The organism is Hymenobacter segetis (assembly GCF_054776495.1).
Window position 1 is genome coordinate 1064594 of sequence record NZ_BAAHBV010000001.1, and the last position, 23618, is coordinate 1088211.

21 protein-coding genes and 1 pseudogene are annotated in these 23618 nt (G+C 58.6%); 15 read left to right on the forward strand and 7 right to left on the reverse strand.

The window, feature by feature from the left end; all coding sequences use genetic code 11:
• The first annotated feature begins 15 nt into the window (after positions 1-15).
• The 7 genes and pseudogenes from ACYU70_RS04620 to ACYU70_RS04650 all read left to right on the forward strand — a co-directional run bounded on the left by ACYU70_RS04620 (position 16) and on the right by ACYU70_RS04650 (position 6550).
• The gene (locus tag ACYU70_RS04620; RefSeq protein WP_342296350.1) at positions 16-1209 is read left to right on the forward strand and encodes an ATP-grasp domain-containing protein; all 1194 of its coding nucleotides are present in this window, start codon (positions 16-18) and stop codon (positions 1207-1209) included.
• An 85-nt stretch (positions 1210-1294) separates the two neighbouring features.
• Complete coding sequence (locus tag ACYU70_RS04625; RefSeq protein ID WP_342296351.1) at positions 1295-2398, forward strand: carboxylate-amine ligase; 1104 nt, start codon at positions 1295-1297, stop codon at positions 2396-2398.
• A 120-nt stretch (positions 2399-2518) separates the two neighbouring features.
• On the forward strand, positions 2519-3343 hold the full coding sequence (locus tag ACYU70_RS04630) for a type 1 glutamine amidotransferase (RefSeq protein WP_342296352.1): 825 nt from the start codon (positions 2519-2521) through the stop codon (positions 3341-3343).
• A gap of 31 nt (positions 3344-3374) precedes the next feature.
• Entirely contained in the window at positions 3375-4565 is a 1191-nt protein-coding gene (locus ACYU70_RS04635; RefSeq protein WP_342296353.1) for a hypothetical protein, read from the forward strand.
• A 323-nt stretch (positions 4566-4888) separates the two neighbouring features.
• Positions 4889-5011: pseudogene (locus ACYU70_RS04640) on the forward strand (YkvA family protein); the annotation flags it as partial.
• Between the two features lie 313 nt (positions 5012-5324).
• Positions 5325-5624 carry a YciI family protein gene (locus ACYU70_RS04645; protein ID WP_342296354.1) on the forward strand — a complete coding sequence of 100 codons (300 nt, stop codon included), beginning with the start codon at positions 5325-5327 and terminating at the stop codon, positions 5622-5624.
• Between the two features lie 53 nt (positions 5625-5677).
• Positions 5678-6550, forward strand: coding sequence for a DUF1571 domain-containing protein (locus tag ACYU70_RS04650; RefSeq protein ID WP_342296355.1), 873 nt, complete (start codon positions 5678-5680; stop codon positions 6548-6550).
• Between the two features lie 165 nt (positions 6551-6715).
• Here the strand turns inward: ACYU70_RS04650 and ACYU70_RS04655 are convergent, their stop codons facing one another.
• Entirely contained in the window at positions 6716-7588 is an 873-nt protein-coding gene (locus ACYU70_RS04655) for an SDR family oxidoreductase (RefSeq protein WP_342296356.1), read from the reverse strand.
• A gap of 187 nt (positions 7589-7775) precedes the next feature.
• On the opposite strand from ACYU70_RS04655, the gene ACYU70_RS04660 reads away from it, so the two are divergent.
• From ACYU70_RS04660 to ACYU70_RS04670, 3 genes are all read left to right on the forward strand, one after another.
• Positions 7776-8654: a Rossmann-fold NAD(P)-binding domain-containing protein gene (locus ACYU70_RS04660; protein WP_342296357.1), complete on the forward strand. Its 879-nt coding sequence runs from the start codon at positions 7776-7778 to the stop codon at positions 8652-8654.
• A gap of 97 nt (positions 8655-8751) precedes the next feature.
• Complete coding sequence (locus tag ACYU70_RS04665) at positions 8752-10026, forward strand: BaiN/RdsA family NAD(P)/FAD-dependent oxidoreductase (RefSeq protein WP_342296358.1); 1275 nt, start codon at positions 8752-8754, stop codon at positions 10024-10026.
• A 61-nt stretch (positions 10027-10087) separates the two neighbouring features.
• Positions 10088-10546, forward strand: coding sequence for a PA2169 family four-helix-bundle protein (locus ACYU70_RS04670; protein WP_342296359.1), 459 nt, complete (start codon positions 10088-10090; stop codon positions 10544-10546).
• A 270-nt stretch (positions 10547-10816) separates the two neighbouring features.
• Here ACYU70_RS04670 and ACYU70_RS04675 read toward each other — a convergent pair whose 3' ends face one another.
• The 3 genes from ACYU70_RS04675 to ACYU70_RS04685 form a co-directional block, all read right to left on the reverse strand.
• Complete coding sequence (locus tag ACYU70_RS04675) at positions 10817-12838, reverse strand: DEAD/DEAH box helicase (protein ID WP_342296360.1); 2022 nt, start codon at positions 12836-12838, stop codon at positions 10817-10819.
• A 280-nt stretch (positions 12839-13118) separates the two neighbouring features.
• Positions 13119-13409 (reverse strand): GIY-YIG nuclease family protein, encoded by a 291-nt coding sequence (locus ACYU70_RS04680; protein WP_342296361.1) that lies wholly within the window; start codon positions 13407-13409, stop codon positions 13119-13121.
• Between the two features lie 160 nt (positions 13410-13569).
• Positions 13570-13764, reverse strand: coding sequence for a cold-shock protein (locus tag ACYU70_RS04685; RefSeq protein WP_168673032.1), 195 nt, complete (start codon positions 13762-13764; stop codon positions 13570-13572).
• Between the two features lie 158 nt (positions 13765-13922).
• On the opposite strand from ACYU70_RS04685, the gene ACYU70_RS04690 reads away from it, so the two are divergent.
• On the forward strand, positions 13923-14333 hold the full coding sequence (locus tag ACYU70_RS04690) for an acyl-CoA thioesterase (RefSeq protein ID WP_342296362.1): 411 nt from the start codon (positions 13923-13925) through the stop codon (positions 14331-14333).
• 9 nt (positions 14334-14342) lie between these two features.
• On the opposite strand, the gene ACYU70_RS04695 is transcribed toward ACYU70_RS04690, so the two are convergent.
• Positions 14343-14636: a hypothetical protein gene (locus ACYU70_RS04695; protein ID WP_342296363.1), complete on the reverse strand. Its 294-nt coding sequence runs from the start codon at positions 14634-14636 to the stop codon at positions 14343-14345.
• 21 nt (positions 14637-14657) lie between these two features.
• Between ACYU70_RS04695 and ACYU70_RS04700 the strand changes: the two genes are divergently transcribed.
• From ACYU70_RS04700 to ACYU70_RS04715, 4 genes are all read left to right on the forward strand, one after another.
• Positions 14658-18056: a UvrD-helicase domain-containing protein gene (locus ACYU70_RS04700; RefSeq protein WP_342296364.1), complete on the forward strand. Its 3399-nt coding sequence runs from the start codon at positions 14658-14660 to the stop codon at positions 18054-18056.
• A 45-nt stretch (positions 18057-18101) separates the two neighbouring features.
• The gene (locus tag ACYU70_RS04705) at positions 18102-18611 is read left to right on the forward strand and encodes a hypothetical protein (RefSeq protein ID WP_342296365.1); all 510 of its coding nucleotides are present in this window, start codon (positions 18102-18104) and stop codon (positions 18609-18611) included.
• Between the two features lie 498 nt (positions 18612-19109).
• Positions 19110-19838, forward strand: a complete 729-nt coding sequence (locus ACYU70_RS04710) for a hypothetical protein (RefSeq protein ID WP_342296366.1) — start codon at positions 19110-19112, stop codon at positions 19836-19838.
• A 174-nt stretch (positions 19839-20012) separates the two neighbouring features.
• On the forward strand, positions 20013-21335 hold the full coding sequence (locus ACYU70_RS04715; protein WP_342296367.1) for a leucine-rich repeat-containing protein kinase family protein: 1323 nt from the start codon (positions 20013-20015) through the stop codon (positions 21333-21335).
• 59 nt (positions 21336-21394) lie between these two features.
• Here ACYU70_RS04715 and ACYU70_RS04720 read toward each other — a convergent pair whose 3' ends face one another.
• Positions 21395-22588, reverse strand: a complete 1194-nt coding sequence (locus tag ACYU70_RS04720) for a hypothetical protein (RefSeq protein ID WP_342296368.1) — start codon at positions 22586-22588, stop codon at positions 21395-21397.
• A complete protein-coding gene (locus ACYU70_RS04725; protein WP_342296369.1) occupies positions 22588-23514 on the reverse strand; it encodes an alpha/beta hydrolase in 927 nt (308 codons plus the stop codon). The genes ACYU70_RS04720 and ACYU70_RS04725 overlap by 1 nt, the downstream gene beginning before the upstream one ends.
• Positions 23515-23618 lie beyond the last annotated feature (104 nt).

The window sequence follows — 23618 nt, forward strand, 5'->3', positions numbered from 1 at the left end:
CAAACACCCCAACCTATGAAAAAAATTGGCATCCTCTTCGGACAGGAAAATACCTTCCCGCAAGCCTTCGTCGACCGTGTAAACGAGAAAGCCGTGGACGGCATCACGGCTGAATTTGTTAAGATTGAGCAAGTTGAACAGGCTGTGCCCTGCGGCTACGATGTCATCATCGACCGGATTTCGCAGGACGTTCCATTTTACCGCGCCTACCTGAAAAATGCGGCCCTGACCGGCACCGCCGTTATCAACAACGCCTTCTGGTGGAGCGCCGACGAAAAGTTTTTCAACAACGCCCTGGCCGTACAGTTAGGCGTGCCGGTGCCCAAAACGCTGCTACTGCCCAGCAAGGCCCGCCCCGACGACACCACCGAAAACTCCTTCCGCAACCTGACCATGTTCAACTGGGAGCGGGCGTTCGAACGCATTGGCTTTCCGGCCTTTATGAAGCCCCACTCCGGTGGCGGCTGGAAGAGCGTGTATAAAGTAGACAACCCCGAAGAAGCCTGGCGCGCCTACGACGAAACCGGCCAGCTGGTGATGCTGTACCAGGAAGCCATTGAGTTCGACGACTACTTCCGCTGCTACTGCCTGGGCGGCAAGCACGTGCTCATCATGCCTTACGAGCCCCGCAACGCTCCCCACGAGCGTTACCAGACGACCATGAAAACCGAAGGTGAGGCTGGTCAGAAGCTGCTCGACACCATCAAGGACTACACCCTGCGCCTGTGCCAGGGCTTGGGCTACGACTTCAACACGGTAGAATTTGCCGTGCGCGGCGGGGTGCCCATCGCCATCGATTTCGGCAACCCTGCCCCCGATGCCGACGTGAATTCCGTTGGTGCTGAGAACTTTGAGTGGGTGGTAGAACATGCCGCGCTGCTGGCCATCGAGCGCGCTCAAGCCAACCAGGCAGGCAAAACCAACCTCACCTGGGGCAGCTTCGTGCAGGACTCAGTAGGTGCCGCACCCAAGAAATCCGCTGGCAAAGCCGATGTACAGGTAGGCAGCGCCGTGAGCGAAACCAACGACTTGGGTGCCACCGGTGCCCCCAAGGCCACCGCCAAAAAAGCCGCGCCCAAGAAAGCCACCAGCGCCCCCAAGCCCGAGCCGCCCACCGGCGAAGTACCTGTAGCCAAAGCTCCGGCCGCCAAAAAAGCTGCCGCACCCAAAGCGCCCGCCGCCAAAAAGCCAGTTGCTAAAAAGGCTTAATCGCCTGTCCACCAAATAGCCGCGCTCCACCCCATCGGGCGCGGCTATTCTTGCCTTTTTCTTCCTTTCTTCAGTCGCTCCGTTCATGGCCACGCCTACGTTTACCCTCGGCATCGAGGAAGAATTTCAGACCATTGACCCGGAAACCCGGGAGCTTCGCTCGCACCTCTCGCAAATCGTCGAAAACGGCAGAATCACGCTCCACGAGCAAGTGAAGGCCGAAATGCACGAGGCCGTGGTGGAGGTGGGCACCAATATTTGCCAGAACATCGGCGAGGCTCGTACGGAAGTACTGCACCTGCGCCGCCAGGTAATTGAGCTGGCTGACCGGCAGGGCCTGAAAATCGGGGCGGCTGGTACGCACCCATTCTCGCGCTGGCAGGACCAGCCCATCACGCCCGATGTGCGCTACGATAAAATCGTGGAAGAATTGCAGGAGGCCGCTCGTTCAAACCTCGTTTTCGGCATGCACGTCCACGTCGGCATCGAAAACCGGGAAATGGGCGTGTACATGATGAACACGCTGCGGTATTTCCTGCCGCACTTGTTCGCACTCAGCACTAACTCGCCGTTTTGGGAAGGCCGCGAAACTGGCTACAAATCATTCAGAACCAAAGTGTTCGAGCGATTTCCGCGCACTGGTATTCCCGGCTTTTTCCACAGCGCCAGCGACTACGATGAATTTATCGCGCTGCTGGTAAAAACCGGCTGCATCGACAACGGCAAAAAAATCTGGTGGGACGTGCGCCTGCACCCCTTCTTCGACACCATTGAGTACCGCATCTGCGACATGATGATGCGCGCCGATGAAACCATTGCCGTGGCCGCCATCATGCAGGCGCTGGTGGCCAAAATCTACAAGCTCAAGGCTCAGAACCTCAATTTTCGCATCTACCGTAGCGCTCTTATCAAGGAAAACAAGTGGCGTGCCGCCCGCTACGGCCTCGATGGCAACATGATTGATTTCGGCATTCAGGAGGAAGTGCCCACCCGCAAGCTCATCCTGGAGCTGCTCGATTTCATCGACGACGTGGTGGACGACCTCGGCAGCCGCCACGAAGTAGAATACGTGCTGAAAATGATGGAGATGGGCACCGGGGCCGACCGCCAGCTACAGGTTTTCCGCGAAACCGGCGACCTGACCAAGGTGGTCGACTACATTCTGGCCGAAACCACGTTCGGTCTGTAACTGAATTATCTTTGTTTTCGCAACGCCAGCCCCCCGGTTGGCGTTGTTTGTTTTTAAGCTCGGCTCTGGCTTGGCTTTTTTCTATTTTTTGGCTGCAACAGCCTATTTATTAAATACTCTATGAAAGCTATTCGCATTGCGATTCTGGATATGTATGATAATGCGCGCAATGAAGGAATGCGCTGCATCCGGCAGCTGCTGGCCCGTAGCGCGGAGGAAAACGGTGCCCGATTTCGCGTCGACACCTTTAATGTGCGAGCCGAAAACGAGTTGCCCGGCCTGGATTATGACATTTACGTTTCGAGCGGCGGCCCCGGTAGCCCCCTGCCCTCTGATGAGCTGTGGGAACCTCGGTACTTTCGGCTGATTGATGCAATACTTGCTCATAATCAGACAAATGAAAACAAGAAGCACCTGTTACTTATTTGCCATTCGTTTCAGTTAGTGAGCCGCCACTTGGGCGTGGGCACCATTAGCCGGCGCAAATCCACCTCGTTTGGCGTGCTGCCGGTGCATTTCACACCGGCCGGCGCGGCCGAGCCTACGCTGCGGGGCTTAGCCGACCCATTCTATGTGGTCGATTCGCGTGATTATCAATTGGCGGACCTCAATATGCCGCGCATTGAGGAGTTGGGAGCTAAAATTCTGTGTCTGGAAAAAGAGCGTCCCCACATACCCCTGGCCCGAGCCGTAATGGCCATACGCTTCTCGCCGGAAGTATTCGGCACGCAGTTTCACCCCGAAGCCGATGGCGAAGGTATGTTACGCTATATGCTCACCGACGAGCGCAAGCAACAGGTAATCACGACTTACGGTGAAGCCAAATACCACGAAATGGTGCGCCTACTGGCCGACCCCGACACGATTGAATACACCGAATCCATCATCCTGCCTACTTTTTTACGTCGCGCTTTAGCCCAGTTGGGCCAGCTCACGGCCGCTTAATTCCGGCCCGCATTCAGCCGCTCCTTTCCTTATGATTCCTGAGCACCGCCACCGCTACAACGCCGCTTTCACGCCCGAGAAATATCAGGAAATGCTGGCCGACATCGACCAGCAATTTCCCGGGCAATTAGACTTTCGGGTGGCCGAAACACCGGTATTTATCCCAGCTGATTTACGGGATAAATTAATTGCGGCCGGCGACTCAATTATCGATGTTATTCAGCAGGATAATTTCAAGGAATTAACCGAAGGAGCAATTCCCACGCATCAGCGCGTGCCCGGCAATGAAGGCCGGCCGGATTTTTTAACGTTTGATTTTGCCGTGTGCCGCAATGCTGCCGGCGAACTGGAACCGCAGCTGATTGAGATGCAGGGATTCCCCTCGCTCTACGCGTTTCAAGCTTGGCTACCAGGTATTTTTGGCCGGCATTTCCCTATTTCAGATTCCGTTTCCGCATTCCTAAATTCGCCGGATGCAATTGGTTACCGCGAAGAAATGAGGCGTTTTTTACTAGGCGGTGAAGCACCTGAAAACGTTATTCTGCTGGAAATTTATCCCGAGAAACAAAAGACTCGCATTGACTTTGTTTTAACGAAAGAATTCTGGGGAATCGAGGCTGTTTGTCTCACCAAAGTTCGCAAAAATGGCCGGCAGTTGTTCTACGAAAAAAACGGTCGCCAAATTCCAATTAAGCGTATTTATAACCGTGTTATTTTTGACGAATTAGAGCGCTACCCAAATTTGCCCGGTGAGTTTCACCTGACCGATGATGTGAACGTGATTTGGGTGGGTCACCCCAACTGGTTTTTTCGCGTCAGCAAGTACACGCTCCCGTTGCTCAGCGGGCCATTTGTACCGCCCAGCTACTATCTGCACGAGCTAAGTTCCTACCCTGCCGACCTGGAAAACTACGTGCTCAAGCCTCTGTTTTCCTTTGCCGGGGCCGGCGTGCGCCTGCACGTCACGGCCGCCGATTTGGACGCCATTGAGGACAAGGAACATTATCTGTTGCAGCGCAAAGTGCAGTACGAACCCGTAGTACAGTCCCCTGATGGCTTGGTTAAAAGCGAGATTCGCCTGCTTTACATCTGGCATCCTGACCAGGTACGTCCCATGCTCCTCTGCGGCCTGAGCCGCCTGAGCCGGGGCGAGATGATTGGGGTCGATTTCAACAAGAATAAAGATTGGGTGGGTGGCACCACGCCCCTGTTCGAACGCTAGGGCCGCTGGCCTTGGATGAAGCCGGCGTGAACAACGCGGGGCCGTTGCGCGTAAAGCCCGCCCAACACTCTCTCACTCGCATTGTTATGCCCATGTCTCCGCTGGCCGAAAAAGGCCTCAAAATTTCCAAAAACGCACTTTTCAACGTATTCATTGGCCGCGCTACCAAGCTTCTGGGCAAGCCGTTCAAAGTAGTTGCCGTCCTGAACGAAACGGCTGATAAACTGGCCAGTAAGGAAAGCAAGGACAACAAATTCAAGCAGCTGTTCGACGTGGCCCTTACGCTGGTACGGCTGGTGCGGGCCTTCATCAGCGGCCAGTACCGGGACATTTCTACCAGCACCGTTATTTCGGGCCTGGCGGTGTTGCTCTACGTGTTGTCGCCCATCGATTTGGTACCCGATTTTATTCCGGTAATTGGCTTCCTCGACGATTTGAGCCTGATTGGCTGGTTTGTGGGCAAATTCCAGGGCGAAATCCTCAAATTCCGGGAATGGGAGCAAACCGGTGCACGTGCCGCCGTTAGCAGCCCCGGCCCGGATGCTGCCGCCGAGCCTGCCCGTGGCGACCAGGCCCAGCCCAGTGTAGCCGAACTGGGGCATTCGTAAATTGCCTTTTAATGTTGGAGCCTCAGCCCCGGCTGGGGCTTTTTTCGTTATTCTGCCGACCAAACAACTGATTATTTGCCGCTGTTTGCCTTCGCCTGGCCAGATTCCAGTTTAGCCGGCTTGCTTCCAGCTACCGTTCCATTCCGCCCGTATGCCGACTTTCGTAGTTTCCCTGCGCCTGCCCGATGCCTTCAACGAGGAGTTTATCGCCGTTATTCCGCGCCACCGCGACTTTATCAACCGCCTGCTGAACGAAAAAATCGTGGAATCCTACGCCATCAGCAGCGACCGGAGCCGGGGCTGGGTCACCATGAACGGCGATGACGCCGCCGCAGTGCAGGCCCTCGTCGAACAATTTCCGCTCTATCGGTTCCTGCGTGGCGTGGAAATTGATGAGCTGTTCATTTTCGACAGCACGGCCTCGCGCTTTCCCCACATCAACCTCAATTAATGCTGCCTTTGCTCCCTGATTCTGGAGCAGTCGGTCGCTCATTTTGTCCTTTTATGCCTGCTTTTCCCGCTACATTTTCTACTACGCTACGTTTCGTTATTCCGGGAGGAATATTGGCTTTAATGGCCGCCACGGCCCCCGCTCCCCCGCCCCCCATCACCACGGAGCAACTCACGACGCGCATGAGCTCGGCCATCGAAGGCCTGAAATTCCTGCGCTGCACCGTGAAAGCCCAGGAGCGCATCGAAGGCAGTATCCATCAGGCACGTAGCATCATGAAGCTGACGTACAAGCCGCTACGCATTTACATCAAAAACCAGAAAGGCGTGGAAGTGCTCTGGCTGGCTGGCCAGAACGGCGGCGATGCCTGGGTGTACCCAGCGGCTTTCCCCTACGTTACCCTCAGCCTAGACCCCAATGGCAAGCTGATGCGCAGCGGCCAGCACCACACGGCGTTGCAGGCCGGTTTCGGCACCATTTCAGACCTGCTACGCTCCACCGGCCTGCGCCAGGATAATTCCTACAGCCGTTCGTTCCGCTACGTGGGCGATACCACCCTGCTGGGCCGCACCAATTACGTGCTCCGCTCCGACTACCCGCAGTACCGCTACGTGAGCTACAAAGCGGGCAAAAACGAAACCATCGGCACGGTTGCCGAGCGTTTTGGCTGCGGCGAATTCCGCATAATCGAGCGCAATGGTCTGACTATCGGCGACAAAATACCCGAAGGCAAAGTGCTGCAAGTGCCTAATTCTTACGGTCGCCGCACTATTCTCTGTGTCGACCCCAAGACCTACCTCCCCACCATGGTGCAGGTGAATGATGAAAAAGGCCTGTTTGAAAAATTTGAATTCCTGGATGTAATTCCTAACCAACCCATTCCGCTGGAGGAATTCACCAAGGATTACAAAGACTACAAACTCTAGACCATGGATTCGCTCGGATTTTTCGGATTCCACGGATTTTGTGGACGCAGAAAAAACAAAAAAGGCTTGCCAGTTGGCAAGCCTTTTTTACTCATTATGATATCAATTAGTAGATTGACATCCACAAAATCCGTGGAATCCGAAAAATCCGAGCGAATCCGTGGTCTAGCGGCGCATGGTTTTCTCAATGGTATCCCACATATCAGGCGTCAGCATTTCGAGCTTATTGAACTCGCCGGCCCCGTTCAGCCACTCACCGCCGTCAATGGTCACGACTTCGCCATTCACATAGGCCGAGAAATCAGATACCAAGTATGCGGCCAAGTTGGCCAGTTCCTGGTATTGGCCCACGCGCTTGAGCGGCACGCTGGCGGCGGGGTCGAGCTTACTAGCCAAGGGCTCGGGGAAAAGGCGGCTCCAAGCCCCTTCCGTCGGGAATGGGCCGGGGGCAATGGCGTTGGAGCGAATACCGTACTTGGCCCATTCCACTGCCAATGAGCGCGTCATGGCCAGTACGCCGGCCTTGGCCGTGGCCGAGGGCACCACGAAAGCCGAGCCAACGGAGGCATAGGTTGTCACGATATTGAGAATAGTGCCGGGCTTTTTATCGGCAATCCAACGCTTGCCCACGGCCAGCGTGCAGTTATAGGAACCGCGCAGCACGATGTCCACAATCACATCAAAAGCCTTGTGACTCAGGCGCTCGGTGGGGCTGATGAAATTGCCGGCTGCGTTGTTTAGCAGCACGTCAACGCCGCCAAATTCCTGGATGGTGCGCTCCAGCATGGCCTCCACTTCGTCGTACTTGCGCACGTCGCAGGCAATGGCCAGCACTTTGCCGCCGGTTTGCTGGCGAAGTTCGTCGGCGGTTTTTTCCAGCACGTCCAGCTTGCGACTGGTGATGGTGACATTGGCCCCCAGCTGGAGGAAATAGGTGGTCATGGCCCGGCCCAGGCCGGTGCCGCCGCCAGTTACGATGATGGTTTTGCCAGCCAGGGCGTTATCGCGCAGCATGGGCTGGGTGTAGGGTGCGTTCATTCGAAAAAAAGTCGGTGAGGGTGGGAATAGCGGGGTGGTCCGCCGCCCGAAGGTACAAGCCTGCTGGTGCGAATGTTAGCTCAACGCGGCTCAGAAGCCAGATTATTTATTTTCAATGCCGAATATAGTGTTTCATATTTTTTTCTCACCTTCGCAGCTTGAAGGCATTAATAGGTACTGACATTGCATGACTAGTTCCATTTCCGGGGGCTCCACGAGCCCGACTTCGGGAGCGGGGCTCCCTACCGTATTAGTGCTGGGCTGTGGCTGGCTGGGCATGGCCCTGGCCCGGCAGCTCGCGGCTTCGGGCCACCCCGTGCTGGGCACCACCACCACCCCCGAAAACCTGCCTCTGATGGCTGCGGCTGGCATTAAAGGCCACTTGCTGCGGCTAGGTTCTGATTTTGGCGCGCCGGCCGAAGCTCTCCTGCACCGCCTGCTCAGCGCTGCCGACGTGCTCGTGCTGAACGTGCCGCCTCGCGCCGCCGCCGCCGGGGCCTACCCCACCTTGCTACGCCCCATCCACCGGGCCGTGGCCGCTGCTGGCACCCCGCACGTACTATTCGTGAGCTCGACCAGCGTGTATCCGAACGAGCCGCGCCTCATGCGCGAAACCGACGCCATCAGCACCCGCGATGCGGCCTCGGACGTACTGCGGGCAGAGGGCCATTTCGTGCCACGCTACGGCCAATGGAAAAGCACCGTGGTGCGCCTGGGCGGCCTCATTGGCCCGGAGCGGGCCCCCGGCCGCTTCCTGGCGGGCCGCCAGGGCCTCGACCAAGGCAATGCCCCCGTAAACCTTGTGCACCTGACCGATGTGGTGGGCGTGTTGTCCTGCATCATCGAGCGCGGAGCCTGGGGCCACACTCTGAACGTGTGCGCCGACCAGCACCCACGCCGCCGCGATTTCTACCCCGCCGCCGCCCAATACCTCAATCTGACCGCACCCACTTTTAAAGACGAGCAGGGCGTGAGCGGCAAAACCATTGACAGTAGTCTGGTACGCAGCATTGTGCCTTATCAGTTCAAGCACGACGACGTGCTGGCTTCACTGGCCTACTGCTAAGGCGCTGCTTGTAGCATATGCTTTAGCTTGTGCCCAGTAGAATGCCAGCCGAGCACAAGCTAAAGCATGTGCTACAAGCCAGCCGTACCTTTGCCCCGTGAAATCTGCTGTAGCTCCCCCCCTCGTGGCCGTTCTTGGCGGCGGGGCGGCCGGCTTTTTTGGTGCCATTGCCTGCGCCGAAGCCAACCCCAACATCTCCGTCATTTTACTGGAAAAAACCGGCAAATTGCTGGCAAAAGTGCGCGTTTCGGGTGGCGGCCGCTGCAACGTGACCCATGCCTGCGACACCCCCGCCCAGTTAGTGGCCCACTACCCGCGCGGCAGCAAGCAGCTCAAAGCTGTCTTTCAGCAATTCGGCGTGGCCGAAACCATTGCCTGGTTTGCCAAGCGCGGCGTGGCGCTGAAAACGGAGGCCGACGGCCGCATGTTTCCCACCACCGATTCGAGCGAAACTATTGCCCAGGCGCTGGAAGAAGCTGCCCGGCGGGCCGGTGTCCGCATCGTCACCAATGCCAGTGTTGATGAAATCAAGCCCTTGCCCGAAGGTGGCTTTAACCTGAAAATTACTGGCTCAGGCAGCACGCAACTGGGCGCATCGTTGCTGGTTTCGCAGTTGCTCATCGCCACCGGCGGCAACCCCAAATCGGCCAACTATGACTGGCTGCGCGCCCTCGGCCACCACATCGCCGAGCCAGTGCCTTCCCTCTTCACCTTCAACGTACCCAATTCGCCCTTAAGCGAGCTCATGGGCGTGAGCGTGCCTCAGGCCCGCGTGGTGCTGGCCGGCGAAAAGCTGCAATACGAAGGCCCGCTACTCGTCACGCACTGGGGCGTGAGCGGCCCGGCCGTGCTCAAACTCTCGGCCTGGGGCGCCCGCCGCCTCAGCGAGCTGGGTTACATAGGCACTGCGCTTATCAATTGGATACCAGCCTTTACCGAAGAAACCCTGCGCCCCTGGCTGCAACAATTCCGGCAGGAAAACGGCAAGAAAACGGTAGTAAGCAACCCGCAATTCGGCCTGCCGCAGCGCCTCTGGCGCAACCTGGCCGAGCAAGCCGGCATCGCCGCCGAAACCCGCTGGAGCGACCTACCCGCCAAAGCACAGAACCGCCTGCTCGAATTATTACTCCGAATGCCGCTGGCCGTGCGCGGCAAAACCACTTACAAAGAGGAATTCGTGACCTGCGGCGGCATCATCCTCGACGAAGTCGACCTCAAAAACATGCAGAGCCGGCGCGTACCCGGCCTGTATTTCGCCGGCGAGGTGCTAGATATCGACGGCATCACCGGCGGTTTCAACTTCCAGGCCGCCTGGACCACCGGCTTTCTGGCCGGGCGGGCGATGGCCGTACCATTGGCATCGGCAGTGTAACCTTCCGCGCGGCTCAGCAGTAAACGAGGCATAATATTTCACCTCAAAATACTCTTTCCTCATGGAAGCCAAAGCCACCCAAGCCCTGCTCAACGAATTGGTTGAAACCCTCAAAGACGGCCAGAAAGGCTACGCCGAAGCCATGGTTGACGTGCAAGACGCCGACCTAAAGGACACGTTCAAGCATTTCGCCGCCCAGCGCTCAAGCTACCTCAATGAAATCGAGGACCAGATGTTCAAGCTGGACCTCAAGCCCGACACCAACGAAGGTGCCAGCGGCTCCATCACCGGTGCCGTGCATCGCGCCTGGATTGACCTGAAATCGGCCGTAACCGGCAAAGACCGTCACAGCATCCTCGCCGAGTGCGAGCGCGGCGAAGACTACGCCAAGAAAGCCTACCAAACCGCACTGAAAGCCGAAGGCCTCCCCGCTGCGCTGAAATCGGTAATCGAAAAGCAGTACCAGGGCGTGGTTGAAGGCCACGACAAAATCAAAGCCCTGCGCGATTCGTCGAAGTAGAAACCGTAGATTATTACGGATTCGACGGATTCAGACAACCTGTTTCGAACGTTTCTAATAATCTTGATAAATCAAAAAAGGCCCCCTCGATTAATCGAGGGGGCCTTTTTTATAGCACTAACTTCAATAAATAGCTTTGCTAATTATCACCAACAAACAATAAATATATAATCAACAATTAACTGGACTGATGGAGATGAATATCGGCCGGGTTATAATAACCCGACCGAATCCGTTCTTATCCGTCAAATCCGTTAAAATCTGCGGTCCTTATTCGTCGAAGCTCTCGTTGCGGGGAGCACGGGGCGCAGGGCGCGTGTCGTACTCGCGGGGCGTGCCGTAGCTCGGCTTGTTGCCGTAGCTGGGCTTGTCGCCATAGCTCGGACGGTTACCGTAGCCCGACTTGCCAGTGCCGCCTTCGCGGTTGCCGTAAGCTGGCTTGTTGCCATAGCCGCTGCCACCGTCGCGGTTGCCTTTGTAGCCACCGCCGTAGCCGCTGCCACCCTCACGACGCTCGCCGCCGCCAAAGCTGCCACCACTGCGGTTGCCGCCTTTGTAGCCGCCGCCGTAGCTGCTGCCGCCTTCACGACGCTCGCCGCCGTTGAAGGGACGACGCTCACGGTCGCCGCCGAAGCCGCCGGGACCACCACCGCCCATGCGGTTGAAGCCTTCTTCTTTAGCTGCGCCTTCCTGCACGGGAGTGGCGATGCTGAAGCTAACCGGAGTGCCCTGGATGCTGGTGCGGCCCAGTTTGCTCACAATCTCATCGGCGTATTCCGACGGTACTTCCACAAAGCTAAACTTGTCGTAGAGGGCGATATCGCCCACTTTGGCACCGGTCAGGTTGCTCGATTCCGAAATCAGGTCCACGATGTCGCGGGGATGAATCCGGTCTTTCTTGCCCATGGTCACGAACAGACGGGTGAAACCGGCGCGCGCTTGGCCGGCGGCCTTGCTGGCGTCGAGGCTCTGCTGAGCACTCTTGTCCTCTTTCATGGTCATTTTCAGCAGCGCAGCGGCGATGTCGAGCGAGGTCATTTCCTCACCCTGGTCGAGCAGGCGCTGCACGCGACCCACGTATTTCTCCAGGTTGCCCTTCTCCACGATTTCCTTAATCTGGTTCAGGAACAGCGTGGTTTTCACCTCCGATACATCGGCGAACGACGGCACCTGCTCCAGTTTAATCTGGGCCTTGGTGAAGCGCATGATGTCGCGCAGCTTATAAATGTCGCGGCCGCTCACAAACGTGAAGGCTTTGCCACTCTTGCCAGCGCGGCCCGTGCGGCCGATGCGGTGTACGTAATATTCTTCGTCGGCCGGCAGGTCGTAGTTTACTACGGCTTCCACGTTGTCCACGTCGATACCGCGGGCAGCTACGTCGGTAGCAACAAGCACTTCGATGGTCGACTTGCGGAATTTATCCAGCGTGTTCTGGCGCTGCTGCTGGCCCATGTCGCCGTGCAGGCCCTCGGCGAAATAGCCTTTGGCTTGCAGGTCGGCCACAATTTCGTCCACCATACGCTTGGTGTTGGCGAAAACGATGGTCGACTTCAGGTTGAACATATCGAGCAAGCGGCTCAGCACGTCCTTTTTCTGGGGGCCGCGCACCTCGTAGTAGCTCTGCTCGATGTTGGTCACCGTCATCGTCTGGTGGTTCACCTTCACTACCTGCGGGTCGCGCTGGTATTTCTTGGTGAGCTCCATGATGGGCTTGCTCATCGTGGCCGAGAAGAACACCGTCTGGCGCTCCTTCGGCATCTTGCTCAGGATGAACTCGATGTCGTCGCGGAATCCCATATCGAGCATTTCGTCGGCTTCATCCAGAATAATTTTGGTGGTGTTTTCCAGCTTCAGGGTGCCACGCTCGATGTGGTCCATAATGCGGCCGGGCGTGCCGATAACAATCTGCACACCACGCTCCAGGGCGCGGAGCTGACGGTCGTAAGGGCTGCCGCCGTAGATGGGAACTACCATCAGGCCACGCTTATACTTGCCCAGTTTCTGGATTTCGCCCGAAACCTGCACCGCGAGTTCGCGGGTGGGGCAGAGCACCAATACCTGCACGTCCTTGCTCTCGGTATCGATGTTATCGATGGCGGGAATGGAGAAGGCAGCGGTTTTGCCGGTACCCGTCTGGGCCTGGCCGATAACGTCTTTGCCGGCGAGCAGCACGGGAATAGCAGCAGCCTGAATGGCCGAGGCTTCCTCGTAGCCCATCTCGGTGATGGCGCGTTGTACTTCCTCGGAGAGGTTCAGTTCGTCAAAGCGAACCACAATTTTTTCAGCTTCCATGATTGGAGTTGATAAGGGGGAAAAGAGACATAGCTCTGAAAACAGCCGTACTCAGCGACGTTTCCCCTCCTTCTACCTTGTCACAATCAGGCGGGAAAAAACAACCAAAAAACTACGCGGCCAATGCGTTAGCGCCTCTCTCGGGCTTGCGCGGACTTGGGCCGTCCTCAAATGCGGGTGCAAAGGTAGGATTTTTATTTCGGAAAAGCTAATATTCTTCAAAGAACAAGAAACCCGAACGTCATGCAGAGCGCAGCGAAGCATCTTTACCGCTTCGTTGTTAGCCATCCCACGTTTCCAAAGCAATCGGCTTCCACTCAGGATTGAACGCAGCAACAAGCGCGTCTTTCTTAGCACGTGACCATCCTTTCATCACTTTCTCGCGGGCAATGGCTTGAGCAGCATCAGGCAATTGCTCAAAGTAAACCAGCAAATCAGCTTGGTAGCGGCCGGTGAATTTACTGGCATCGCCCCGGCCGGTGCTGTGCTCGTAAAGGCGGCGAGTGAGGTCGTTGGTTACGCCGATGTAGAGAACGGTACGGCCGATATTGGTTAGAATGTAGACGTACATGGCGTAATCAGAATGTTCAACGAAGCGGTAAAGATGCTTCGCTCCGCTCTGCATGACGTTCTGGGTTCGTTCTTTTATTCGTTCTGACTATCGCCCATCGGGCACAAAAAAAGCCCGCCGGAAGGCGGGCTTTCTTATCAAGAACAAAGCTAGGACAGGACTAAACCAGCGTCACTTTCACAGCGTTCGGGCCTTTTTTGCCCTGAGCTACTTCGAATTGAACTTTGTCATTTTCGCGAATCGAGCTTACTTGCAGGTCGCTGATGTGTACGAAAATGTCATCGCCAGTTTCGTCGTTTTTGATGAAACCAAAGCCTTTGGTCTCATTAAAGAATTTTACCGTTCCGGTGGGCATGGTGGTTGTGTTGTGGAGTTTCCCTAAGCTTTTGGGCCACCGTGGCTTGGTTTCTTAGGTTGCGTCAAAGATAGGCATAATTTCCAAATCAGCAAGTCGATAGGTATTTTTTTCATTCGCTACCGACCTTTGCCCGCTCCCCCTCCTACCTATACTGTATGCCCGACGCGCCAGCCCACGCTTTTTCGCACGATTTTAAAGTTCCGGAAAGTGCCATTGATGCGCTAGGCCACGCCAATAACGTGGAATACGTGCGCTGGGTGCAGGACGTGGCGGGCGCGCACTGGCTGGGCATCTGCCCGGCTGAACTGCGCGACCAGATTATCTGGGTGGTGCGCGAGCACCGGATTCGCTACCTGCAATCGGCCTTCGCGGGCGAGACGCTGCGGGCCAGCACCTGGGTGGGCGAAACCAGCGGGGCCACGTCGCTGCGCTACACCCGCCTCACCCGCGCCGCCGATGGCGTGCTGCTGTGCGAGGCGGAAACGACCTGGGTGCTGCTCGACCCCAAGAGCGGCCGGCCGGTGCGCGTGACGGCGGAGATGGTGAGTTGGCTGCTGCCCAAGTGACAACCCATCTTAGACATAAGCAGGGTCTATCTGACTGCTTGTTGTACCGCATTTCATACAGACAAAAACATTGATTACCCAACAATCACCCAAGTCGTAGTCATCGCCAATAGAATCAATAGTTGCATAGCAGGTCATTGGTTGTTTGCACATTGTGCATGATGGAGTTTCCACATTTTCACCAATAGGTTCTCCACCCAATTTATGTCTTGTACCCGCTACTTTATTCCACTTGTGAACAGCAGCAGCTTTTGCTTCTTCTGTATCTGGCGAGGGAATTAATTTAATTTCTGGAATTGTCATTTCAAGATTCGTAACAAGATTATGCCTCCCTCCTTCCGCATCTACTCCTCTTCGGCCGGCTCGGGGAAGACGTACCAATTAACGAAAGAATACCTGCTGCTGGCGCTGGGGGGCGATGACCCGGCGTATTTCAAGCGCGTGCTGGCCATTACGTTTACCAACGATGCGGCGGGGGAAATGAAGCACCGCATTGTGGATGCGCTGCGGAATTTTGCCTACCCCACGGCGGGCAAAACGGATGCGCTGCTGGCCGATATTGCGGCCGAGCTGCAACTGCCGGCGGCGGAAGTGCGGCGGCGGGCGGCGGAAACGTTTCGGCTGGTGCTGTACCACTACGCCGATTTTGGGGTGAGCACGATTGACTCGTTTGTGCAGCGGATTGTGACGGCGTTTACCCGGGAATTGGGTTTGCCGGCCACATTTGAGGTGGAGCTGGACACGGATGCAGTGCTGCAAAGCGCAGTGGCCGCGCTGCTGGACAAGGTGAACCGCGACCCGAACAGCAAGCTGCTGTCGCAGACGCTGGCGGAATATGCGCTGGGGCAGGCCGAGGAAGGCAAAAGCTGGAGCCGCCTGCCGGAGGAGCTGGCCGGGTTTGGCCGGGTGCTGTTTAATGAGACGGTGCAGGAGGCGGTGGCGCAGTTGGACAGATTGAGTCTGGCCGATTTTCGGCGGCTGGACAAGGAGATTCGGGCGCGGCGGGGGGAAATTGAGACTGCCTTTGCGCAGACGCGGGAGGTGGCCCTGGCGGTGATGGAAGCCGCAGGGGCCACGGAAGGTGACTTTTTCCAGGGCAAACGCGGCATTTTTGGCTACGTACAGAAGGGCGTGGATTTGCTGGCGCCCGATGCCGGGCCGAATAGCTACGTGCGCGCTACGCTGGCCGATGACAAATGGTACAGTGGCAAAATCAAGACGGTGGCCGACCGGGAACGGGTGGATGCGGTGAAGGAACCGCTCGGCCAATTGGTGGAGACGCTGGATAAATTACGCGCCGAGTATTTGCCGAATTATGTATTGCTGGCGGCGATGCAACCGTATTTATTTCACGCTTCCTTATTAAGTGAATTAAATAAAATAGTGGAGCAAATTAGCCGCGAGAGAAACGTGGTGTTGATTTCGGAATTTAACCGGCGTATTGCCAGCATTGTGCTCACCGAGCCGGTGCCGTTTTTGTATGAGCGGCTGGGCGAGAAATACGAGCATATTTTGATTGACGAGTTTCAGGATACGTCCGTTTTGCAGTGGAATAACTTGCTGCCGCTGGTGGAAAATACGCTGGCGAATGGGCACTCCAGCTTGGCGGTGGGCGATGCCAAGCAGGCCATTTACCGTTGGCGGGGGGGCGAGATGGAGCAGATTCTCAGGCTGCACCAGGGCAACACGGAGGCGCTGGCGGCGCGGGCCCGCGAGCCGGAGATGCGCGAGCTGCTACGGGGGCGCTATGAGTCATTTCGGGGGAAGCTAGAGCCGCGGGCGTTGCAGGTGAATTACCGGTCGGCGCGGGAGATTATTGATTTTAATAACTCGTTTTTTGAGGCGGTGAGTGGGCGGCACGAGGTGCTGGGGCTGGTGACGGGGATTTATGACGCGCATTTTGGGCAGCAGGTGCCGGAATCGCAGCGAGCGGACCAGCAGGGGCATGTGGAGTTGCTATTCACCCAAAAGGATGCGCCGGCGCTGATTTTCGACCCGGCCGCCGGCGCTTACACCGCCGAGCCCCTCCCCGGCCACGCGGCGGAGGCGCTGCTGGGCTACGATGAAAGCACCTGCTACCTCACCCTACAGCTGGTGGAACAGGCCCTTCGCGACGGCTACGAGTTGCAGGATATTTCGGTGCTGTGCCGCACGCGGGGGGCCAGTAAAATCATTGCCAAGTTCCTGAAAGAGCGGGGCTACGCCATTATTTCGGCCGACTCATTGGCGCTGGAATTTGCGGAGGTGGTGAACTTGCTGGTGAGCATTCTGCGGGTGCTGCACCAGCCGGCCGATACGCTGGCGCGGGCCGAGGCCCTGCTGCTCGTGGACAAGGTGGTGCGCGGGCTGGCCCCCACGCCGGCGCGGGCGCGGCACATTGCGGTAGTGGCGAATGCGGCGGGCGGCACGTCGTTTTTTGAGGAGCTGCGCGACCTGGGCTACGACGTGAACGAGGCCGAAACCGGCAACCTGGGCCTCTACGAGCTGGCCGAGCGGCTGCTGAATCTGTTCGGGCTGCTGGGGCGCAACGGGGAAAGCGAGTACCTGTTCCGCTTCCTCGATTTGACGCTGGAATACAGCTTGAAATTTGGCAACAACCTGGGCAATTTCCTCACGCACTGGGAGGAGCGCAAGGGGCGCATCAGCATCAACGCGCCGGGCGGGCGGGCGGCTATTACCATCACCACGGTGCACAAGGCCAAGGGCTTGGCGTATGGGGTGGTGATTGTGCCGTTTGCCGATTGGAGCCTGGAGCCGCACCGGGGCACGCTGCTGTGGGGGCATCTGGAGGCGGGTCAGAAGCCCATCGAACTGATGCCCGACGTGGCGGTGGTGAGCCTGAGCAAGGGCATTCAGCAGACGGTATTGGGCGGGCAGTACGACGAGGAGCGTGAGAAAACTTTCCTCGAAGGGCTGAACACGCTGTACGTGGCCTTCACCCGGCCGCGCCACCGCCTCTACGTCATCAGCAAGCGGCCGGAAGAGAAGAAAACCACCAAAACCGATGAGTTGGACGCCGCCGCGCCCACCACGGCCGCCCGCACCGTGGCCGACCTGCTCCACGGCTACCTGCTGGGGCGCGGCGAGTGGCAGGACGAACAGGTGTCTTTCGTAGTATCGAAAGGCTCGTTGGCGGCGGAGAAAAAGGCCGGCAGCGCCCCAATGGCGGCTACCTACGAGCTAACGAACCTGGCCGCCGCGCCCTGGGAGGAGCGCCTGAAGCTGCGCCGCCACGCCACCACGCTCTTCGATTTTGACGAGCAAAAGGCCCAGGGCGAGTGGAACCGCAAGCTGCACTTTGCCCTGCGCCGCCTGCTCACGGCCGCCGATGTGGGCCGGGTGGCCAGCCAACTCGTAGCCGAGGGCATCCTCAGCGCCAAGGAGCGGCCCGCGCTGGTGGAGAGCCTGGAGCAACTAGTGAGCGACCCGCGCCTGGCCCCCTACTTCGCCCCGCACCTGAGCGTGGAAACGGAGCGCGAAATCCTGGTGGGCGGCGTGAAGCTGCGCGACTACAAGCCCGACCGCGTGGTGCTCGAACCCTCCCTCGAAGCCCACCACCGCCTGGGCGGTCGCGTCACGCTGCTCGATTTCCGCCTGCCCCCGCCGCAGGAGAAACACCAGCGTCTGCTGCGGAATTACGCCACGCTATTCGAGCAATTGGGGTACGCGGAGGTGCGCGGGGTTATTTATTATTTCGGGACGGGAGAAGTGGTGGAGATGTGAGGAGGTTTAATCTAACTTCGTTTTTCACATACATCAAGAAATCTAATGAAAGTAAAATTCGCCTTGCTGTATCTATTTCTTGTATACAGCTTTAATGGTCATGCCCAAAACAGACCGTTAGCAACTTATACTATTCGCTCAAAAAACTATGACGACATAGATGTTGCGATGAAGAACATCATAGCTGGAAAGCTAGTAGAAATAAACCAGCGGCGATGGGCTGAAATTGAACAGTCAATAGCGGCAAAATCGGGAGGCATCGTGATTAACAAGGAATTCTTTGAGAAGAATAATTACGAAATTGATGGCAGAGGCAGAAGTCTGTTTATACTTTTTGATAAAGTGAGTACTACATTTTACGCAATACAAATCATGAATTGTGTAAATACTTCTCCAAGCTCCAAATTGAGGTGGGGCTGTGAGTTGGGAATAACGAATGTGGTTTTTGATGATGGACGAACTGATTACACAGTAAAAAGCAAAAATGAAGTTGATGCTGCTTTAAGACGGTTTAAAAAAGATATTCTACCTCGTTTGAAATCATTGATGCATTGACCTAGTAGCATCAAACCCTATTCATCTACTGGCGCGCGTCTGCGGGGTTATCGGATTTGAGTAAGGGTTTCGCTGTCCCCCTTCCTGAACCCTCGGCTACTCCAGTAGCCGGGGGTTCGCCTTTTTAGTGGCAACCGCTGGCCGGGGACTACCTACGCGTGGGGCGAAGATAGGCGGGCGGGCCACCCGGCCCGGAAAAATGCTCGACGGCCCTTGTCACCTTGAGTTGGGAGCCGTCGAGCAGCGCGGGAGCACCCGGCGCGAGGTGACAAGGGCTGTTGAGCGCCGCGACGGGCCATATCACCACGCGCCCGTGGCCGTTGAGCGCCGCGACGGCCACGGGCACCACCCGCCGAAAGCCGTTGAGCACCGCGCCGGCTCCCGGCTCCTGGCCGCCGACGCCAGCGCGGAAAATGGGGGCTTACCAAAATTTTACGCACCTTAGCCGGGCCGTAACTCTGCGGTGCCTTTCATCCCTCATTTTTACCTGTTTACCTCATGGCAGACCAATCTACCACGCCCGTTTCGGCCGGTGCCTCCACCCCCACTTCTACCGCCGATGCGGTGGTGAACCCCAAATTACTCATCCCCAAAAAAGACGGCCCGCTGGCCGAGGTGGGCCGGCTCGCGGCCGAGGCCTGGGGCAAGGAACCCTGGTTTGTGCTGCGCTGGAAAAGCCAGGCCGACTTTGCCACGCTGGCCGCCGAATTTGGCGCGGCTATCACCGACAAGCGCAGCGCCGCCGCCGCCCGCACCCCGCAAAGCCAGCGCCTACAGGAGCTCGACGACCAGTTTGACGAGGGCCTGCGCATTCTGAAAAAATACATCAACGAAGACAGCGGCTACGACAAGGCCCGCACCGATGCCCGCCTGCCCGGCTTCGGGCTGATAACGCGCAAAAGCCGCGGCTTCGCCCTGAGCGAAGACCGCAACGAGCGCCTCGTGGCCCTGCGCGACATGCTGATACCCGCCGTAGCCGGCGCGCCCTTCGCCGCCCGCGATTATGGCGCAGGGTTCTGGCAAACCCGCTTCGATGAATACAAAAAGCTACTGGACCAGACCGGCGGTCTGGCCGGCAAAGTCAGCAAGTCGGTGAGCCAGAAAGACACCGCCAAGCTGGAGCTGCGCAAGGTGCTGCAAGCCGTGGTGTATGCGCTGAAGGCCAATTTCCCGGAGACGTTTGAGGCGGAACTGCGGAGCTGGGGCTTCCGGAAGGAAAGCTATTAGTACAGGTTTTTAGGCGTTATTATAGAACGTCATGCCGAGCGCAGCGAAGCATCTTTACCGCCACCAGTATACCCTTTCGATTAGGTTAGCGGTGGCGGGCAAGATGCTTCGTTGCGCTCGGCATGACGTTCTTTTTTGTCGTTCATAGTCCGCGCTACGCCGACCTTTGCCCCCATGCACACCCTTGCCCAACTGCGTGCCGGCCAGCTCCACGGCCTCACGCGCTTAGATTTAGCCGAAGGCCTCACCGAATTTCCCCGCGAAATCTTCGCCCTGGCCGATACGCTCGAAGTCCTCAACCTGACCGGCAACGCGCTGTCGTCTTTGCCCGATGATTTGGGCCGGCTGCATAAGTTGGAGGTGCTGTTTTGCTCCGATAATCAGTTCACCGAAGTGCCCGCCGTGCTGGGCCAGTGCCCCCGGCTGCAAATGGTGGGCTTCAAGGCCAACCAGATACGGACGCTGCCAGCGGCGGCCCTCACCCCGGCCCTGCGCTGGCTCATTCTCACCGATAACCAGCTGGAAGCATTGCCCGCCGAAATCGGCCGCTGCCAGCACCTGCAAAAGCTGATGCTGGCCGGCAACCAGCTGCGGGAATTGCCCGCAACCCTGGCCCACTGCACCAACCTGGAGCTGCTGCGCATCGCCGCCAACCGCCTCACCGCGCTGCCGACGTGGCTGCTGGCCCTGCCGCGCCTCTCGTGGCTGGCCTACGCCGGCAACCCCTTCAGCGCGGCCATTGAGGCCCGCGTGGAGGCGCGGCAGCTCATCGGCCCCATCGCCTGGAGCACCCTGACGGTGGAAGAAAAGCTGGGCGAAGGCGCTTCCGGCATCATTTACCGCGCCCGCCGCGAGCAGCCCAATGTGGAGGACACCGAGGTGGCCGTAAAGCTCTTCAAAGGCGCCGTGACCAGCGACGGCCTGCCCCACTGCGAGATGCTGGCCTGCCTGCTGGCCGGCGCGCACCCCAATCTGATTGCGGTGGAAGGCAAGCTGAGCGGCCACCCCGCCGGAGCCGAAGGCCTGGTGCTGGAGCTGATTGACGAGGCTTTCGGCAACCTGGCCGGCCCGCCCAGCCTGGCCACCTGCACCCGCGACGTGTACGCGCCCGGCACCTCGTTCAGCCTCGAAACCGCTTTAGCTATTGCTTCAGGCATTGCCGCCGCCGCCGGGCATTTGCACGATGAGGGCATCATGCACGGCGATTTATACGCCCACAACATTCTGACAACCCGTGAAGGCAATGCCCTACTGGGCGACTTCGGGGCCGCCAGTTTCTTCAATTCCGAGGATGCGGCCACGGCCCAGGCCTTGCAGCGGCTGGAGGTGCGGGCCTTCGGCTGCCTGCTGGAAGAATTGCTGACGCATTGCGATGAGGCCGATAAGGCCCCGGCGGCGGTTGCGGCGCTCTGGGATTTGCAGCGGCGCTGCGTGCAGCCGGAAGTGGCGGGCCGGCCGCTGTTTGCGGAGATTGAACGGGTGCTGGCCGGGTTGTAGCGCGGACTTTTAGTCCGCGAGTGCGTGGTGTATACGCGGACTAAAAGTCCGCGCTACAGCTACTCCGCCAGCCGCTGGTAGCGGATGCGCGGCTGCACGCTGCTCGTATCCACGTAGAAGGCGAAGCTGGTTTCAGCACTGTTGATTTCGAAGCGCACCTCGGCCAGCTTTTTTGGCGGTGTGAAGCGCGGCATGGCGGCAAAGCGCATCTCCACGGGCACGCCCGTGCCGCCCAGCGGCAGCAGGTAGAGGCCGCGCTTGTCATCGAGCAGGTACTGCGTGGCGGTGGCCTTCAATTGGTAGCTGGGAATGGTGTAGCCCATTTCCTCGTAGTAGCCGTTGTAGTGGAAGCGGCGCAGCACGCGCCCGGTGCGGATGTTGCGCACGAAGGCATTGGGCGCGCGTAGCTGCTGCACAGTGGGCGTGCGGCCGTAGCCCTCCATGCCATCGGCAAAGCGAATGGGATGGGCCTTGCCGGGCGCGTACACCACCAGCACGGTGCTGTCGCTGAGGAAGGACGCGCCCACCAGCTCGGCATCGGGCCGCTCTAAGCGCATGGGCGGACGGCCGGGCCGCAGCAGCTCCGACGCCGTGAGCAGGGCCGAGCCGTTGGGCGAGAGCGCGGGCTCGGCCTCGGGGCCGCCGCCGGGGCCCCGGCCTTCGCTCAGGCGCAGCACGTTGCCGGCCAGGTCCAGCATGAGCACCACCTGGCCGCCCACATCGCTGTCGGGCACCATGAAATCGAGGGTGAAAACCAGCGCGCCCAGCGGCCGGCTATAGCCCAGAAACTGCGGCAGGTAGGCCTCGCTCTCGGTCACGATATCAGCCCCGGCCTTCTTGAAAAACGCGCCCTTGCGCAGCTTGCGGCTGAAAATCTGCCGGCCCGACTTCTCGCGCAGCGTCACGGTATAGTAGCCCTCGAAGCCGCGCACGCGCTTGAAGCGGCCGGGCGTTTCCTCGTAGGAAGCCGTGAGGCGGTGGGTCGAATCGGTTTCGGCGGCCAGCAGCAGGTGGTAGGGCTGGCCGTTGAGCATCACCAGCGTATCGGCCGCAACGGGCGGAGCCCAGCCGGGGATTTCGGGCGGCGGCTTGGGCTTGGCCACGGGCGGCTGGGCGGCGGGCGGCGGTTCCGGCAGCGGCGCAGGCGCAACCGCCACGCTGGGCATAGCCCGCGCATCCGACCTCGTAGAATGGAGCTTCTGCTCGCAGCCCGCCAGCAGTGCCAGCAGCCCGACGGCAACTATATTGCGCATTATTTTGAGAGCCAGCCGTTGGCGTCGAGCCAGTTGCGCAGGCGGTCCGTCCAGAGGTCTTTGGTGGTTTTATTGTTGAGCCCGAAGCCGTGGCCGCCCTTTGGGTAGAGGTGCATTTCGGCCGGCACGCCGTGGCGCAGGCAGGCCTGGTAGAACACGATGCTGTTATTGACAGGCACCGTTTTATCGTCCTGAGCGTGTACCAGGAAGGTGGGCGGCGTCTGGGCCGTCACCTGCAATTCGTTGGAATACTGCCGGATTTGCGCGGCCGACGGGGTTTTGCCCAGCAGGTTATCGCGCGAGCCCGTGTGCTTGAGCGTGTCGCTGAAACTGATAACCGGGTACATGAGCACCAGAAACGCGGGCCGCACCGAAGCCGGCCCCACATTATCGCCCACCGGCCGGGCAAACTGGGTGCCCGCCCACGCCGCCAGGTGCCCGCCTGCCGAAAAGCCCATCAGGCCAATGCGCTCGGGGTTGACATTGTATTTAGCCGCCTGCTGGCGCACGAGGCGCAGCGCCTGCTGGGCATCGAGCAGCGGGGCAATGGACTTGTCGACCTGGCTTTCGTCGTTGGGCAGGCGGTATTTCAGCACGAAGGCCGTCACGCCGAACTCGTTCAGGCGCTTGGCCACGTCGTAGCCCTCGCTATCGATGGAAAGCCGGGTGTAGCCGCCGCCGGGGCAGATGATAACCGCCGTGCCATTGGCCGTACCCGCCGCCGGCAGAAAGGCCGTGAGGTTGGGCTGCACCACGTTGGAAATCCGCACGCCGCCGTTGGCTAGCGTGACGCTGGTTTCCTGCACCGCGCTGGGCTGGGAATCGGGCACAGTACCCGTGTAAATCGGGAATGTCTGCTGTGCGAGCAAGCGCCCGGAAGCCAGCAGCAGAAGCCCCATAAACGCAATAGTAGCGGTTGTTTTCATAGAATAGAGGATTGTACGCAAAAGTACGGCATCCGGCCATATGGTGGCATTATTAAACAAGCACATGGTATTATCAGATGAAATTTCTGCAAAGCGCAACCTAA